Source organism: Leclercia sp. GLN_9, from assembly GCF_043105735.1.
In the GTDB taxonomy this organism is placed as follows: domain Bacteria; phylum Pseudomonadota; class Gammaproteobacteria; order Enterobacterales; family Enterobacteriaceae; genus Enterobacter; species Enterobacter adecarboxylatus.
Window position 1 is genome coordinate 39,791 of the sequence record NZ_JBICLV010000028.1, and the last position, 13,657, is coordinate 53,447.

At 59.9% G+C, this 13,657-nt stretch carries 14 protein-coding genes and 1 pseudogene; 1 reads left to right on the forward strand and 14 read right to left on the reverse strand.

Annotation, left to right across the window (positions count from 1 at the left end; translation table 11 throughout):
• The 14 genes from ACF8PE_RS18910 to ACF8PE_RS18975 all read right to left on the reverse strand — a co-directional run bounded on the left by ACF8PE_RS18910 (position 1) and on the right by ACF8PE_RS18975 (position 12,216).
• Positions 1–585 carry a DUF3261 domain-containing protein gene (locus ACF8PE_RS18910; RefSeq protein ID WP_032615002.1) on the reverse strand — a complete coding sequence of 195 codons (585 nt, stop codon included), beginning with the start codon at positions 583–585 and terminating at the stop codon, positions 1–3.
• Positions 582–2,903 carry an MMPL family transporter gene (locus ACF8PE_RS18915; protein WP_392495173.1) on the reverse strand — a complete coding sequence of 774 codons (2,322 nt, stop codon included), beginning with the start codon at positions 2,901–2,903 and terminating at the stop codon, positions 582–584. The genes ACF8PE_RS18910 and ACF8PE_RS18915 overlap by 4 nt, the downstream gene beginning before the upstream one ends.
• The gene (locus ACF8PE_RS18920; protein WP_103793275.1) at positions 2,872–3,477 is read right to left on the reverse strand and encodes an outer membrane lipoprotein carrier protein LolA; all 606 of its coding nucleotides are present in this window, start codon (positions 3,475–3,477) and stop codon (positions 2,872–2,874) included. The genes ACF8PE_RS18915 and ACF8PE_RS18920 overlap by 32 nt, the downstream gene beginning before the upstream one ends.
• Positions 3,474–3,896 carry a thioesterase family protein gene (locus tag ACF8PE_RS18925; protein ID WP_103793274.1) on the reverse strand — a complete coding sequence of 141 codons (423 nt, stop codon included), beginning with the start codon at positions 3,894–3,896 and terminating at the stop codon, positions 3,474–3,476. The genes ACF8PE_RS18920 and ACF8PE_RS18925 overlap by 4 nt, the downstream gene beginning before the upstream one ends.
• A 3-nt stretch (positions 3,897–3,899) precedes the next feature.
• On the reverse strand, positions 3,900–5,591 hold the full coding sequence (locus ACF8PE_RS18930) for a glycosyltransferase (protein WP_144884115.1): 1,692 nt from the start codon (positions 5,589–5,591) through the stop codon (positions 3,900–3,902).
• The gene (locus ACF8PE_RS18935; RefSeq protein WP_103793272.1) at positions 5,582–5,935 is read right to left on the reverse strand and encodes a hydroxymyristoyl-ACP dehydratase; all 354 of its coding nucleotides are present in this window, start codon (positions 5,933–5,935) and stop codon (positions 5,582–5,584) included. The genes ACF8PE_RS18930 and ACF8PE_RS18935 overlap by 10 nt, the downstream gene beginning before the upstream one ends.
• Complete coding sequence (locus ACF8PE_RS18940; protein WP_392495174.1) at positions 5,922–7,283, reverse strand: AMP-binding protein; 1,362 nt, start codon at positions 7,281–7,283, stop codon at positions 5,922–5,924. The genes ACF8PE_RS18935 and ACF8PE_RS18940 overlap by 14 nt, the downstream gene beginning before the upstream one ends.
• Positions 7,276–7,863, reverse strand: coding sequence for a hypothetical protein (locus ACF8PE_RS18945; protein ID WP_117386032.1), 588 nt, complete (start codon positions 7,861–7,863; stop codon positions 7,276–7,278). Before ACF8PE_RS18945 ends, ACF8PE_RS18940 begins: the two co-directional genes overlap by 8 nt.
• A 6-nt stretch (positions 7,864–7,869) precedes the next feature.
• Positions 7,870–8,124, reverse strand: coding sequence for an acyl carrier protein (locus ACF8PE_RS18950; RefSeq protein ID WP_032614985.1), 255 nt, complete (start codon positions 8,122–8,124; stop codon positions 7,870–7,872).
• 13 nt (positions 8,125–8,137) lie between these two features.
• Positions 8,138–8,395 carry a phosphopantetheine-binding protein gene (locus ACF8PE_RS18955; protein WP_032614983.1) on the reverse strand — a complete coding sequence of 86 codons (258 nt, stop codon included), beginning with the start codon at positions 8,393–8,395 and terminating at the stop codon, positions 8,138–8,140.
• Positions 8,376–9,191 (reverse strand): lysophospholipid acyltransferase family protein, encoded by an 816-nt coding sequence (locus ACF8PE_RS18960; RefSeq protein ID WP_392495175.1) that lies wholly within the window; start codon positions 9,189–9,191, stop codon positions 8,376–8,378. The genes ACF8PE_RS18955 and ACF8PE_RS18960 overlap by 20 nt, the downstream gene beginning before the upstream one ends.
• The gene (locus tag ACF8PE_RS18965; protein WP_032614979.1) at positions 9,188–9,910 is read right to left on the reverse strand and encodes a beta-ketoacyl synthase chain length factor; all 723 of its coding nucleotides are present in this window, start codon (positions 9,908–9,910) and stop codon (positions 9,188–9,190) included. Before ACF8PE_RS18965 ends, ACF8PE_RS18960 begins: the two co-directional genes overlap by 4 nt.
• 59 nt (positions 9,911–9,969) lie before the next feature.
• Positions 9,970–11,031 carry a methyltransferase gene (locus tag ACF8PE_RS18970; RefSeq protein ID WP_151586660.1) on the reverse strand — a complete coding sequence of 354 codons (1,062 nt, stop codon included), beginning with the start codon at positions 11,029–11,031 and terminating at the stop codon, positions 9,970–9,972.
• A gap of 111 nt (positions 11,032–11,142) precedes the next feature.
• Positions 11,143–12,216 (reverse strand): AI-2E family transporter, encoded by a 1,074-nt coding sequence (locus tag ACF8PE_RS18975; protein ID WP_051916081.1) that lies wholly within the window; start codon positions 12,214–12,216, stop codon positions 11,143–11,145.
• Between the two features lie 108 nt (positions 12,217–12,324).
• On the opposite strand from ACF8PE_RS18975, the pseudogene ACF8PE_RS18980 reads away from it, so the two are divergent.
• Positions 12,325–13,567, forward strand: a pseudogene (locus ACF8PE_RS18980) (MFS transporter).
• Positions 13,568–13,657 lie beyond the last annotated feature (90 nt).

The window sequence follows — 13,657 nt, forward strand, 5'->3', positions numbered from 1 at the left end:
TCAGTCATCCAGATATTGAATGGTGATGTGGTAGTGGAACGCCTGTTGTTCAATGCTGATTGGCTGGCGTTTGCCCTTGCGTTGCAGGTAGACGATCTCCGTCACCAGCGCGCCGTCAGCATTGCGCAGCTCGCGTCGGTCGCCGCGATCCCGCAGCGTCCAGCCCTTCGGCAACTGCGGCAGCCAGGCGTCGATCGGCCAGTGGCTGAGCATCACATCCGCCAGCACCTGGCTGGCCGGAGGCAGCTGCGGGACGACAATAGACTGTTCAGTATGGATGCCCGTGGCATCGTAGGTGGCGAGGAACAGTCGAATGCCGACCGATGACAGCCCGGCGAGCGTCACCTTCTGCGCATCGGCATTCAGCATCACCAGCAGCGACTGGGTTGTGCCGTTAAAGCGGCCGGTCAGCAACTGCTGCGACGACAGCGCCGGGGTGATGCCCGGCGGCGGCAGCGTCACCCGGGTGCCCGGCTGTAACCAGGCCTGCGGGCGCGTCGCGTCACTGTTTTGCGTGGTGTGGCTACAGCCAGCCAGCAGCAGCGCGCCGATCAGGGCGGCGGCGCGGTAAAAAGGGGTGATCATCGTTTTCTCTCTTTTTTAGCCGGCATCGCCAGCGGTGCCAGCAGGAAGGCGGTGAAAATACCGCTGACCAGCACAATTCCGAAACTGCTGATCGCCTGCGTGGCGCTGAACACCAGCATACCGAGGGTCAACAGGGTGGTCATCATCGCCAGGGTGATGGCCAGCATGGAGGTCAACGGCGTACCACGCGGGTTGTTGAAGAATAGCGTGTAGTTGATACCAATGCCGAGCACCAGTACCAGCGCCAGCAGCGAGAACAGGTTAACCGGATGGCCCGTGGCCGACAGGGCTGCCAGGCCACAGCCCAGCGACAGCAGCGAGGGCACCAGGGTAATCAGCCCCTTACGCCAGCCGAGGCGCAGCATCGCGCCACAGGCGATCACGGCCAGAGCGACAGCCAGCAGAACGGTAAGCACGGTGCGGTAGAGGGCAAACAGGCTGTCGAAACTCGCCTTGCGATCCACCCAGACCACGCCCGGATGTTTATCCGCCAGTACGCGCAGGGCCAGGCTGTTTTTCACGCCATCCACCGGCACCAGCACGCCGCTTTCGCCGTCGGGCAACGTTAGCCACAGCAGGCGCCAACCTTCACTGGCGGGGCTGGCAAGCCAGGCTTCCACCTCCACTGACATGGCATTCAGATCCGGCGACACCGTGGTCAGCCCGGCGTTTTGCAGAACCTTCGTCACTGCCGGGGCCGCCTTTTTCAGCAAATCCAGGTCGCTTTCCTGCCGCGCCAGCGAGTTCAGCGGCAGGGTGCGCCAGGATTTCAGGTCACCCGCCTGCTGCGCCTGGGCCAGCGCGGGAGTGAAGGCTTCCAGCCGCTCCAGCGTCTGCTGGGCCGACGCGCCATGCACCACAAACCATTTCTGATCGACACCCTGGCCGGTCAGGGCGGTGATGGTTTTTTCCTGGGCCAGAATATCCTGCGGCAGAGCCTGCAACTGGGCGATATCGTCATCCACCCGCAGCGTGGTGAGGCCAGCCAGGGCCGTCAGGGCCAGCACTACCGGCAGCCCCACCGACACACGCCTGTCATTGCGCCAGGCCGACAGCCAGCGCAGCATCGGCACACTGGCCGGAACCGGGCGCACCGGTAAGCCGCGGCACAGCCATGGGTGCCAGAAGATCACCGTCAGGCAGGCGGCGCTCAATCCTGCGGCGGCAAACACCGCCATCTGGCGAATGCCCGGGAACGGGGCCAGCATCATAATGAGATACGCCACCACCGTGGTGAGCAGCGCCAGCAGCAGCGCGTTACGCACTTTCGCCAGGCTCTGCCAGGGGGAGTTCTGCCCGCCGTGAACCATCCGCTCGGTCAGGTAGTAAAGCGTGTAATCCGCTGAAATGCCGATAATGCTCATGCTCATCACCAGCGTCATCAGATGCAGCTCGCCAAACAGCAACAGGGTGGCGACGGTGCCCGCCAGCGCGCCCATGGCGATGGAGACGAGGCACAGCAGCAGCGGACGCAGGGAGCGGAACACCGCCACAATCAGCAGGATCACCCCCAGAATAGTGGCGACGCCGAGGGTCGAAATATCCCGTTTCGCCTGCTGGCTGGCGTAGTCGCTGTAAAACACGGTGCCGCGCGACAGCAGCTGCGCATGGGGATAACCTGTTTTGAGCTGATTTTCCAGGTCATGGAGCCGGGTCACCAGCTGGTGGGTTTGCTGCATATCAAACGACGAACCGGCCAGTTCGCCGTGCAGCAGATACCAGTAATTGCCGGCATCGTCTCTGGTCACCAGCCAGCCGTCCATCAGCCGCAGCTTCTGGCTGTTTTGCGCCAGCGCCAGCTGCGAGCCGCGCATCAGCATCAGCGGATCGTTTTGCAGCTCTTTGCCGCTGACGCCAGAAAAGGCGGAGTAAAGCTGGGACAGGATCCACTGGGCCTGCGCCTCGCCACCGCTTTGCAGGCGCGCGCGGGTGGCAGGGTCAATCAGGCCGTTGCGGTGCTGCCAGAAAAATTCTCCCCAGGCCTTCTGCCCGGCGGCATCCATCGGCCCTTTTACCTCGTGCAGGGAGCCTGAGGCTTGCAGCAGGCTCAGCCACTGCTGCGCCACCTGCGGATCGGGGTGTTTTCCTGGGCTGACCAGCCACACCAGCTGGCGGTCAAGCCGTTCGATAAAGCCGTCGTTCAGCGCCGGGGGGATGGCCCCGAGGCTCTGTTTGGGCAACATCGCCAGTACGCTGCTGTTCAGCCGCGCTCCGGGCAACAGCGCCAGAAACATGCCCAGCAGCGCCAGGCATACCACCGCCCACACCAACGCCGGACGGCGGGTGTTACGGTGCGGCAAAGCGTTGGCGTTCGGCATCGGTCAGGCTGGCGGGGGTCAGTTGGTGGCGGGAGAGGGCGATAACCGTCCGGTCACCCTGTTTGTCGTTCAGCACAATAGATTCAAGAAAGGTCGCGCCACCCAACTCCAGCGAGGCGAAAATCTTATCCAGCGGCGTGGTGGTGGGCGTCAGCACCAGCGACCAGCGATCGTTGCCGAGGTCTTTAAAGTCGATGCGGAAATTCTCCTCCAGCACCTTGCGATCGGCCTGGAACAGGGCGCGCAGCAGGTGGTTGAACTGGAACATCTGTGGATTATTATCGGCGGTGATGATCTGCGGCGGCTGGCCATTGATGATTTGCATCATCCGTTTGTCATCCAGCAGCAGCGTCATCGGGAAGGGCGCTTTTTGGTCCCACAACAGGCCGTTGTCGCGCGCGATCAGCATCTCGCCGTTGGATCGCAGCGACTGGGGCAGATCCTTAATGGTGCGGGTCTGCTCAAAGTGGGCGCGCACCACTGGCTGTTCGGTAAAGCGCTGCTGTAACGCGTCCAGCGTGACGGCGTTGGCCCACGGACCGATCAGCAGGGCAAACAGCGGTAACCACTTCATGGCGTCACTCCCATGCGCTCAAACAGGATCGCCGGGCTGACAAAACACAACTCGCGGCTTTTTTCTTCCACGGCCACCTGAATGGTGTAGCCGGTGGTGGTACGTTTGCCGCTGGTGGCGTCAAAAATCTGATAGGCGATACGCAGGCGGTTTTCATACTCTTCGATATGGGCCTGGACGCGGATCCGTTGCTCAAAGGTCAGGACATCGCGGTATTTCACCCGGGTATCCACCACCGGCCAGAGATAGCCAGATGCCTTCATCTGGCGATAGCCATAATCAAACTGGTTGAGCAGGGCCTCGCGGGCAATCTCAAAATAGCGGAAGTAGTTGCCGTGCCAGACCACGCCCATCATATCGACGTCGTGAAACGGCACAGTCAGCTCTACTTCGGTCGTAAAGCGGGGATCGGTCAGCACCCTTTACTCCTTCTCTTTAGTATCCGGCAGACGCCAGAAATCGAAAAAATTGAACCAGTCGAGCGGCGCTTGTAGCGCGTAATGTTCCAGCCGCTGCGCGTAACGATCGACGGTCTGTTGTAACGCCTGCTGGCGCTCGCCACGGGGTAACAGCAGCGGATCGGCAAACTCTTCGCAGTGGATATGCAACTTCTCCTGCTGGCGCAGGGCGAAGATCAGCATCACCGGGCAGCGCATCAGCGAGGCGAGAATAAATGGCCCCTGGGGGAAAGGCGCAGGCTGACCCATAAAGTCGCTCCATACCACGCGCCAGCTGCCGCCGCGCTGCGGATCGACGGCGATCCGATCCCCGACGATCGCCACCCACTCCCCGCGATCTATCTTCTCTTTCAGGAGGATAGCGGTGTCAGGGCCGATACTTGTGACCGGGATCAGGTTCAGACCGGCCTGCGGCGCCATCTCCTGCATAATCTGTTTAAACCGCTGGGCGTTATCGGTGAACACCAGCGCATTAATGGTTTTACCGCCTTTCTGTTGCGCCATGGCGCGACACGCCTCCACATCACCCAGATGGGAGGCCAGCAGCAGCTTGCCCTGCGGCACGGTAAGATCCAGTTTTTCCCGCGCGCCGGGAGCGAAGATCACGTCCCGATCCAGCCGGAGCTCGCCGCGCCAGCTGGCGACTTTATCCAGCATCGCATTGCCAAAACGCAGGAAGTGGAAAAAGCTGTTCAGGCGCGCAGGTTTTGGCTGCTGGCGCTGCGCCAGCACCTCACTGACGCGGGCGATCCACTGCTGCGATGCCTGCCGCGCCGGACGCGCCGTAAGCCAGTACACGGCAACCACTGGCCACAGCAGAACGGTAAAGGCTCTGCGTCCGAGCAGCTGCCAGACCCGCAGCATCAGGCGCATACCGAGGAGACCTTTCACTTCCTGCTGCTGCGCCCAGTGCTGGCTGCGGCGGCGAAACAGCAGCGAGGGGATGCGCGGTAACATGCCGAAAAACAGCCGGGTGTGCATCCAGGAGATCAGCAGGTTGTCTTTCAGGGCATCGAAATGGGAAATGCCATCCTGCGGATAGGTCACCCGGGTGGGCAGAAAATAGCTGGTGTGGCCCTGCCAGTAGAGGCGCACCATCACTTCCGTATCAAAATCCATCCGCTTGCCGAGCGACACGCGGTTTACCAGTTGCAGCGTGGGCGCGACCGGGTAGACGCGAAAGCCGCACATGCTGTCTTTAAGCTGCAACGACAGAGTTTCGATCCACACCCAGACATGGGTGACCCAGCGGCCATACCGGCGCGAGCGGGGGATAGAGTCGTCGTAAATCGGCTGGCCGGAGATCAACGCCTGGGGGTGGCGTTCTGCCAGCGCCAGCAGCTGCGGAATATCCTCAATCGCATGCTGTCCATCGGCATCCACCTGCACCGCATGGGTATACCCCGCCCCGGCGCACACTTTCAGCCCGCGGATCACCGCCGCGCCTTTACCGGCGTTGTGCGTCAGCCGCACCAGGGTGACATGGGCATTGTCAGTAGCCAGCTGGTCCAGCGTCTGCCGGGTACTGGCGTCGCTGCCATCGTCGACCACAATAATCGGCAGCTGAAACGGTGCCAGGCGCGTCAGCACGTTCGCCATCATTGCCCCGTGGTTGTAGCAGGGGATCAGGATGCAGGGGCGGAAGGTTAGCGACACAGGCGAATCTTCCCGGTGCTGGCGGTGTGGCGTTGTTCGCCGTCGTGACGCTGATAGCGAAAAGTGAGCATCTCGCGCCCGGCATCCCAGTCGAGAGTGAGGGTCACCGTGGCATCAGGGAGCAGCGGCGCCTGGAATTTAACGTTCTGAATACTGTGAAAGCGATAGTCTGGCACCAGCAGCGTGGTGGCGTAGTGCATCACCCAGTCGAGCTGGGTGATGCCGGGCAGCAGGGGCTGGACGGCAAAATGGCCCTGGAACCAGAACAGGGCCGGATCCAGATGCAGGACAATCTCCAGCTGCTGCGGTTGTGCCTGATGGCGCTCGATTTCATGGATTTTCATGAAATAATTCCTGTAACTGCGCATAGACACGCTTGTTCATACTGTTCACCGGCATTTCATCAACAATGCGCCAGTGACGGGGAATGGCGACGGGTTCTAGCCACGGTTGCAGGGCGCGTCGCCAGGCCAGAACCTGCGCTTTACGCCCACGCTGGCAGAGCTGCTGACGCCCGGCGTCACTCAGCACCAGCAGCACGCCAATCGTCTGGCGTCCGTCCCGCCTGACCGGCAATGCCGCCGCTTCGCATATGCCCTCCAGCGCCAGCAGCCGCTGCTCAATTTCAGTCAGCGAGATACGTTTGTCTTCGATTTTCACCACCCGGCCCCGGCGACCGACGATACTGAACTGACCGTTATCCTCAATGTGCAGGATATCGTCGAGCAGCAGACCTTCAGGCGCGCGGATCAGGGGGGAGGTGACGTGAAAGGCGTCATCAACGCGGCTAATTTTCACGCCCGGGAAGGGCTGCCAGAGGCGCGCGTCCGCCTGACGATGACGCCAGGCGAGAACGCCGGTTTCGCTGCTGCCATAAATTTCATCCGGCCACAGCCCCAGCCAGCGATGGGTCGCGCAAGCTGACTCCCATGCCAGCACGCCACCGGCGGAGATCAGTATGGCGACGGGGGGTGGGGCGAGCCGGGTATCAAGCCGCTTCAGGAACGCCGGGCTGCTGATAAACAGATAACGCTTAGTGTGATCCAGCGCCGCCAGTTGCTCGGCATAGGTCAGCATCTCCGCATGCAGCGGCAGCCCCAAAGACAAGGGTAGCAGGATACGAAACGTCAGGCCGTACAGGTGCTGTGGCACCACAGAGGCCACCACGCAGCAACCGGGGAGGCGCTCGCCAAACCGTTCAGCCAGCAGCCTGGCCTCCCGATCGAGCTGGGCGATGTGCTTGATAATACGTTCAGGCTTGCCGGTGGAACCGGAGGTAAACAGCTCGATAATGCGGGAGTCATCAATGGCCGGCAGCGGCGTGAACGGGGTGGCGCTACGACGGGCCGAGCTGACGATGATCAGGCGGCCCCGGACGTTCAGCGTCCTGTCGCTCAGCACGCCGTTGAACAGTTTCTGCTGCTCTTCCAGCAGCGATTCGCGGCTGTGGCCCGGCAGCACCGGGGTTTTGCCCGCATGCAGCGTTGCCAGCAGGGCGACGATAAACAGATAGCTGCTGTCAAAACAGAGCGCCCAGCGATCGCCTTCCTGCTGCCGTAAAATGGCCATCAGCCCGCTAACGTCGTCGCGCAACTGCCCCAGCGTCCAGCAGCGATCGCCTGACCAGGCGACGGGCGTGTCGTCCGGGCGGGGAGGATTCAGCCACTGGCTCAAAGGAAGAGGGTTACGCATTATGCTGCTCTTTTTTTATCCGTCGCTGGCGCACCAGCCATTCGGTCGCCATCAACGCGCCCATCAGGATATAGGCGATCATGCCGTTCCACAGCGTCCAGAGCCGCATATCGCCCCGTAACGCGGTGAACAGCGCAATGCCGCCGTTCAAAATGAAAAAGCCGCACCATACCCGGGTGACCACGCGGGTATAGCGCACCCCTGAAGGGGGTAAGTTCGGTTCGCGCAGCCGGGCCAGCCGTTCAACGATGGGCATTGTCGTCCACAGCGATCCGCCAAAGACGGCCAGCATCACCAGATTCACCACCACCGGATAGAACAACAGCCACTGATGCGCTTTCAGCAAGTAGCTGGCGGTACACAGGGCGATGCCCGCCAGCGCGACGGTTTGCACGGCATAGCGCATTGGCCCGGCGTTATGCCGCGCCTGACGAAAGCGCAGCAGCAGCAGGACCGCCAGCAGCGGCAGCAGCCAGTGCAGGCTGTTATGCATCAGCCCGAAGCCAATCAGAAAGGGCCATGCGACCAGCATCAACCCCGTCAACAGGGGGATCGCCGGAAATGACCGTCCGCCACGCATGGTGTCTTACGCTTCGCGCAGGAGTTTTTCTACCGCATCCACTACGTCCTGAACGGTACGTACAGACTTGAAGGTTTCCGGTTTGATCCGGGCACCCGTTTTCTTCTGCAGGTGAACAACCATATCGACGGCATCGATGCTGTCCAGCTCCAGATCTTCATACAGGCGTGCCTCTGGGGTGATGGCTTCCGGGTCAATCTCGAACAGGGTGATCAGGAGCGTGGTCACTTCCTGATAAACGGATTTGTGTTCTGTAGTCATGATAAATTCGGTCTCAGGCGCGATGGGCTGTGATAAAAGAGGCCAGAGTGGCAACGGAGTAGAAATGCTGACGCATCTCTTCGCTTTCGGCAGATAACACCACGCCGTACTGGTTTTTTACCGCCAGGCCCAGTTCAAGGGCATCGATCGAGTCAAGGCCCAACCCATCGCCAAACAGCGCGGCATCCGTATCGATATCCTCTGCGGTCAATTCGTCCAGATTCAGGGTAGTAATTATAAGATTTTTAATTTCAAGGTAGAGCGCTTGCATCATTAATTCCTGACAAAGATTGAAGACCGGATGTTAAGCGATGCTGCAGGTGCCGGTTAAGTTCTCTTGCTGCCAGAGCCGGTTCCTGTACTGCTGCATCGTAAAAATCGTCAATACCTATTCGCTCACGGACATCGACCGTGAAGAACGGTTTTTTCGGCGGTATGTTATACCAATGGCTCTGTTTATCGAGCAGATGCTCGCTACAGTGGATGATAACCACCCGCAGATCGCTGTTGCAGCGCACGGCAATATTGGCCGCGCCGCGTTGTAGCTTGATGGCTTTTCCCACCTGCGTGCGCGTGCCTTCCGGGAAAATCAGTAACGTATCACCCTGCGCCAGCCGCTGCTGACAGGCGCTTAGCAGGGTGTCAGCTTCGCTGTTGATCAGGTAATCCGCCGCGCGGATCGCCCCGCTGACAAAGGGGTTACGCAGCAGGGCGCTTTTAACCAGACAGTCGGTTTCTGGCATCACCGACGCAATCAGCACGTAGTCGATAAGTGTCGGATGGTTCGCCACTACCAGACAGCCGCGCTCATGGCGCAGCACGTCGGGATTATCGAAGCGGTAATCCAGCACGCCCAGGGCACGGGCGACGGTTAAAAAAGCCCGAAAGCTCGCGGCAATACCGCGCCGGGCGAGACGACGGCGACGCGCCCGGTCGCGCTGGAACAGGTTTAACAGGTTGAACCACACCAGCGACAGCATCAACCCGCCTACGCCAAACAGCACGAAGCATGCGCCGGTCATCAGCATTCGCCAGCCGCGGTTGAGGGTTGCCATGAGACTTGTCATGCACGCGTCCACCGCCACAGCAGGCGCTCGCCGGGCACCGCAAATTGCTCATCGTGACGCAGGAAGTGGCGCAGGAACTGCAGGCTCTGCGGCAGCGATGGCTCGTCGGGGCACCGGACCGATTCCGTTTCGCAGCGCAGGGCGTCACCGGCCTCGATGACCAGCGCCATGGCATAGGGCCAGGTCGGCATCTGAGCCGGCAGTGCGGAGCGGTAAAAATCGGGCAGGGTGCCATCAAAATCGACCAGTAACACCCGCGTATATCCGGCATGCAGCAGGCTCAACACCTCGCAAAGACCCTGCTGAAAAGTATCCATTCCGGCGGAAAGAGATGACGAAACAATCGGCTGACGCGCCGCGATAGTCAGGTTGCCCACCGCAGAGTTGTGGACCGACATGGCAAAGTCGGTCGGGGAAACATCCTGCCCGGTCGCCAGCGCGTGCAGGAGGCGATAGTTACGCTCCAGCTCGCCATGACGGCTGGTATAAACCACGGCATCAATGGCATGTTTTCGCACCATCGCAAGGCCGCAATCGACCGCCAGCTTACTGCCTGAACTGAGGCGGCGGGCGGTCATCATCGGCAGATCGGTCAGTTTGGCCTGCGGCGCAGCAGGATCGATGGCGTGCAAACCCTGCGACCATGCCTGCCACTGATCGGCATCGCTAAGCCCTGGCGCTCTGGCATGCCAGTCGAGAATGTTAAATGCAAATTTCATCTGCGCGCGTCCGCGATCAATCCGTCTTTCAATAACGCAGCAAAAATCAGGCCGCGTTATTATTCATTTTTCTGACAAATCAATAAGGTGTGGCCCACCCCGAGATTGTCATGCCGTTGTTCTACCCGGAATCCTGCTCTCTCCAGATAGTGGTAAAATTTCTCTACGCTATAAAAACGGCTGTTGCCGTTCGCCATACAGGTGAAATAGAGCGAGGTTGCGTTCAGGCTGAAGGAGGCCGCTTCGAATTTTTGCGCATCCCAGAAGGGTTCCAGAATGCATAAGCGCGCGCCTGGCTTCATCACCTTCGCCACGTTGCCCAACAGGGTAACAATCTGATCGGGAGAGAAGCAGTCCAGGAACTGGCTCATCCACCAGATATCAGCGTCACCCGGCAGAACAGCGTCGCTAAGCATATCGACAGGATGAAACGCAATACGATGAGATAATCCTGCATTTGCAATATTTTCCCGGGCCAGTGCAATTTGCTGCGGCAGATCGAGCAGCGTCACGGTGATATTTTCATCGTATCTGCAGCAGCGTAGCGCCCATTTACCCGTATTGCCGCCGACATCGTACAATTTTGTCGGCGAGCTTGCGAATATAAGGGGTAATGCGGCGTCGAATGCGCCATCGGAATAGAAATGATCGAAAGCAAACCAGCTTCGCTGCGCCTGTTCAGGCAACGCAGACAGTGCCGGATAAATGGTTGGCCATTCGCCAAAGACAGATAGGCCAGCCGGTTTCGCCGTGCTCAGTGACTCGGCAAGGTGAAACAGGCCCTGATAGCAAACATCCTGGGTGAAATCCATGTTGATGCGGGTCATGCTGTCATGCAGTAAATAATGCCCAATTTTGGCCAGATAGTATCGCCCCTCCCGGTGCGTCACTATGCGCCCGCTTAATCCCATATCCAGCAATACCCCAGCGCCATATTCACTGAGCGTGCTGTTTACCACGATCTCATCCACAGTAGCGCCATGCGCTCCCTGCTTATCCAGCCAGGCGAGCACGCCAGTGTTACGCAGACAGAGGGCGGTTTGAAAAAGCATCGGGGCAAAAGCGATACGTTGCGCTTCGGTGATGGCCTCAAGCGCGCTGAGCGTGTCCTTTTCGTACATGAAATGCGTAACCTTTTGCCGGTTGAAACAGAGAGCGTCGGGCCAGGCTGACCCGACGAGTATAAAATTTACCGCGCAGCGCTCGCTGAATGGGGTGGCGGGGTGATGCCGTTATCCCGGCAGGCGGCTTTTGGGTCGGCCCGGCCCGAGCAGGATCGCCAGCTTACTTCCTCCCTTGGTGGTTTCCATCCAGATCTTACACACGCTGGTAAGCGGAACAGACAATAACATCCCGACCGGGCCAAGTAACCAGCCCCAGACCAGCAACGACAGGAACACCACCAGGGTGGACATTCCCAGCCGGTGGCCCATCATCCGTGGTTCCACGATATTGCCCAGCACCATATGCACGATCAGGAACAACGCCCCCACCATGGCACACTCATAGAAGCCATTAAACAGAAACGCCTGGATCATCGGCGGTACGGCGGAGATCACCGCGCCGATATTGGGCACATAGTTCAGCAGGAAGGCCAGCACGCCCCACATCAGGGCGAACTGCACGCCCAGCAGCGCCAGCCCCAGCCAGACGATGGCACCCGTCCACAGGCTTAACAATGTTTTCAGCGCCAGATAATGGGAGACGCCCTTCAGCGCCCGGTGCAGACCGGCGATGTGGATCTGCGGATTATTCAGGGCAAAACGCATTTTATAGGGCACGTGGCGTACTTCAAACAGCATGAAGACCACCGTCATCACCAGCAGCAGGACGCTGGCCATCGCCCCGGAAAGCTGGGTCATTAGCGCGGTGGCAAAGGTCATTACCTTTTCCGAGTCCATCCGTCTTAGCATTCGCTCCGGGGAGATGTGCAGGTTGAGGAAGGGGAACATCTCCTGCAGATCGATAAGTTTGCGCGTCAGCTCTTTATTGTATTTCGGCAGCGTGGCGGCAAATTCATTGAGCGAGGCCGCCAGCACCCCGAACAGCGCCGTCATGCCTATCAGCATCACGACCACCACAATGGTGATGGCCAGGGGACGACTCACCCCTCGGCGCAAAAACCAGGTGACGAGGGGGTTAAGGACGATAGCGAAAAAGAGTGCCAGCAGCAGCTGCACGAGAATATCCGCGGCGGCGTGGATACCGGCAAGGATCACCACCAGACAGGCCATTTTAAGCAAAATATGGAGGCCTGCTTTATCAGGTTGCGTAAGACCCGTTTTATCGGGTGGCGTGATTAACATAATATTTCCTCTTATGAGATGCTCATAAGTGTAGTGCGCGCATCGCGCTTCGGCTGAGGCCTTTAATCTTAAAGTCGCTGCTGCAATTCACCCCTTGTCATGGTAATAGTGAAACACTGTTGTAAAAATTCTGGTGAACCTGATGCCCGAACCTGCCGCCGAACCGGCACTGAGTGGATTACGCCTCAACCTGCGTATTGTTTCCGTCGTTATTTTCAACTTTGCCAGCTACCTGACCATCGGCCTGCCGCTGGCCGTGCTGCCCGGCTATGTCCATGACGTCATGGGATTTAGCGCCTTCTGGGCCGGTCTGGTGATCAGCCTGCAATACTTCGCCACGCTGTTAAGCCGCCCCTATGCCGGGCGCTACGCCGACCTGTTTGGCCCAAAAAGCATTGTCGTGCTGGGGCTGTGCGGCTGCTTCCTGAGTGGAGTGAGCTATTTCCTGGCCGGGTTAACCAGCGCCTGGCCGATAGTGAGCCTGGCGCTGCTCTGTTTTGGGCGGGTGATCCTCGGCGTCGGGCAAAGCCTCGCCGGAACAGGTTCCACGCTGTGGGGCGTGGGGGTCGTGGGGGCGTCGCATATCGGGCGGGTGATCTCCTGGAACGGGATTGTCACCTACGGCGCGATGGCGATGGGTGCTCCCCTCGGCGTGCTCTGCTACCGCTACACCGGCCTGAGCGGGCTGGCGCTGACCATTATGGCGGTGGCGCTGCTGGCGATTTTATTTGCTCTGCCGCGACCGAAAGTTAAAGCCAGCAAAGGCAAACCGATGCCGTTTCGTGCGGTGCTGGGGCGCGTCTGGCCTTACGGTATGGCGCTGGCCCTCGGCTCGGCAGGCTTTGGGGTGATCGCCACCTTCATTACGTTGTTTTATGCCGATAAGGGCTGGGACGGCGCGGCCTTCGCGTTGACCCTGTTCAGCTGTGCCTTCGTCGGAACGCGACTTCTGTTCCCGAACGGTATTAACCGGTTGGGCGGGCTGAACGTGGCCATGATCTGCTTTGGCGTGGAGATTATCGGCCTGCTGCTGACCGGCATCGCCGATGCGCCCTGGGTGGCGCGGATTGGGGTCTTCCTCGCGGGGGCTGGGTTCTCGCTGGTCTTCCCGGCGCTGGGCGTCGTGGCGGTGAAAGCGGTGCCGCAGCAGAATCAGGGTGCAGCGCTGGCGACCTATACGGTATTTATGGACATGTCACTGGGGATCACCGGGCCGCTGGCCGGGCTGGTGATGGCGTGGGCCGGGGTGCCGGTTATTTATCTGGCGGCTGCGGGGCTGGTGGCGGTGGCATTACTGCTGACGTGGCGGCTAAAAAAAAGGCCTCCAGAGGAGGTAATGCCAGTCAGTTAAGCCATTCAGTATTTCTAAATGACTGAAGTGGAAGAGTTCCGTTCACTACAGCACCTCTGCTTTATGCCCCCTCCGCTGCGGTGAACGTGC

What these genes read in the sequence shown, in the direction of transcription:
- ACF8PE_RS18910 (WP_032615002.1), bottom strand. Translation starts at nt 585, where the DNA reads ATGATCACCCCTTTTTACCGCGCCGCCGCCCTGATCGGCGCGCTGCTG.
- ACF8PE_RS18915 (WP_392495173.1), bottom strand. Translation starts at nt 2,903, where the DNA reads ATGCCGAACGCCAACGCTTTGCCGCACCGTAACACCCGCCGTCCGGCG.
- ACF8PE_RS18920 (WP_103793275.1), bottom strand. Translation starts at nt 3,477, where the DNA reads ATGAAGTGGTTACCGCTGTTTGCCCTGCTGATCGGTCCGTGGGCCAAC.
- ACF8PE_RS18935 (WP_103793272.1), bottom strand. Translation starts at nt 5,935, where the DNA reads ATGAAAATCCATGAAATCGAGCGCCATCAGGCACAACCGCAGCAGCTG.
- ACF8PE_RS18940 (WP_392495174.1), bottom strand. Translation starts at nt 7,283, where the DNA reads ATGCGTAACCCTCTTCCTTTGAGCCAGTGGCTGAATCCTCCCCGCCCG.
- ACF8PE_RS18945 (WP_117386032.1), bottom strand. Translation starts at nt 7,863, where the DNA reads ATGCGTGGCGGACGGTCATTTCCGGCGATCCCCCTGTTGACGGGGTTG.
- ACF8PE_RS18950 (WP_032614985.1), bottom strand. Translation starts at nt 8,124, where the DNA reads ATGACTACAGAACACAAATCCGTTTATCAGGAAGTGACCACGCTCCTG.
- ACF8PE_RS18955 (WP_032614983.1), bottom strand. Translation starts at nt 8,395, where the DNA reads ATGCAAGCGCTCTACCTTGAAATTAAAAATCTTATAATTACTACCCTG.
- ACF8PE_RS18960 (WP_392495175.1), bottom strand. Translation starts at nt 9,191, where the DNA reads ATGACAAGTCTCATGGCAACCCTCAACCGCGGCTGGCGAATGCTGATG.
- ACF8PE_RS18965 (WP_032614979.1), bottom strand. Translation starts at nt 9,910, where the DNA reads ATGAAATTTGCATTTAACATTCTCGACTGGCATGCCAGAGCGCCAGGG.
- ACF8PE_RS18970 (WP_151586660.1), bottom strand. Translation starts at nt 11,031, where the DNA reads ATGTACGAAAAGGACACGCTCAGCGCGCTTGAGGCCATCACCGAAGCG.
- ACF8PE_RS18975 (WP_051916081.1), bottom strand. Translation starts at nt 12,216, where the DNA reads ATGTTAATCACGCCACCCGATAAAACGGGTCTTACGCAACCTGATAAA.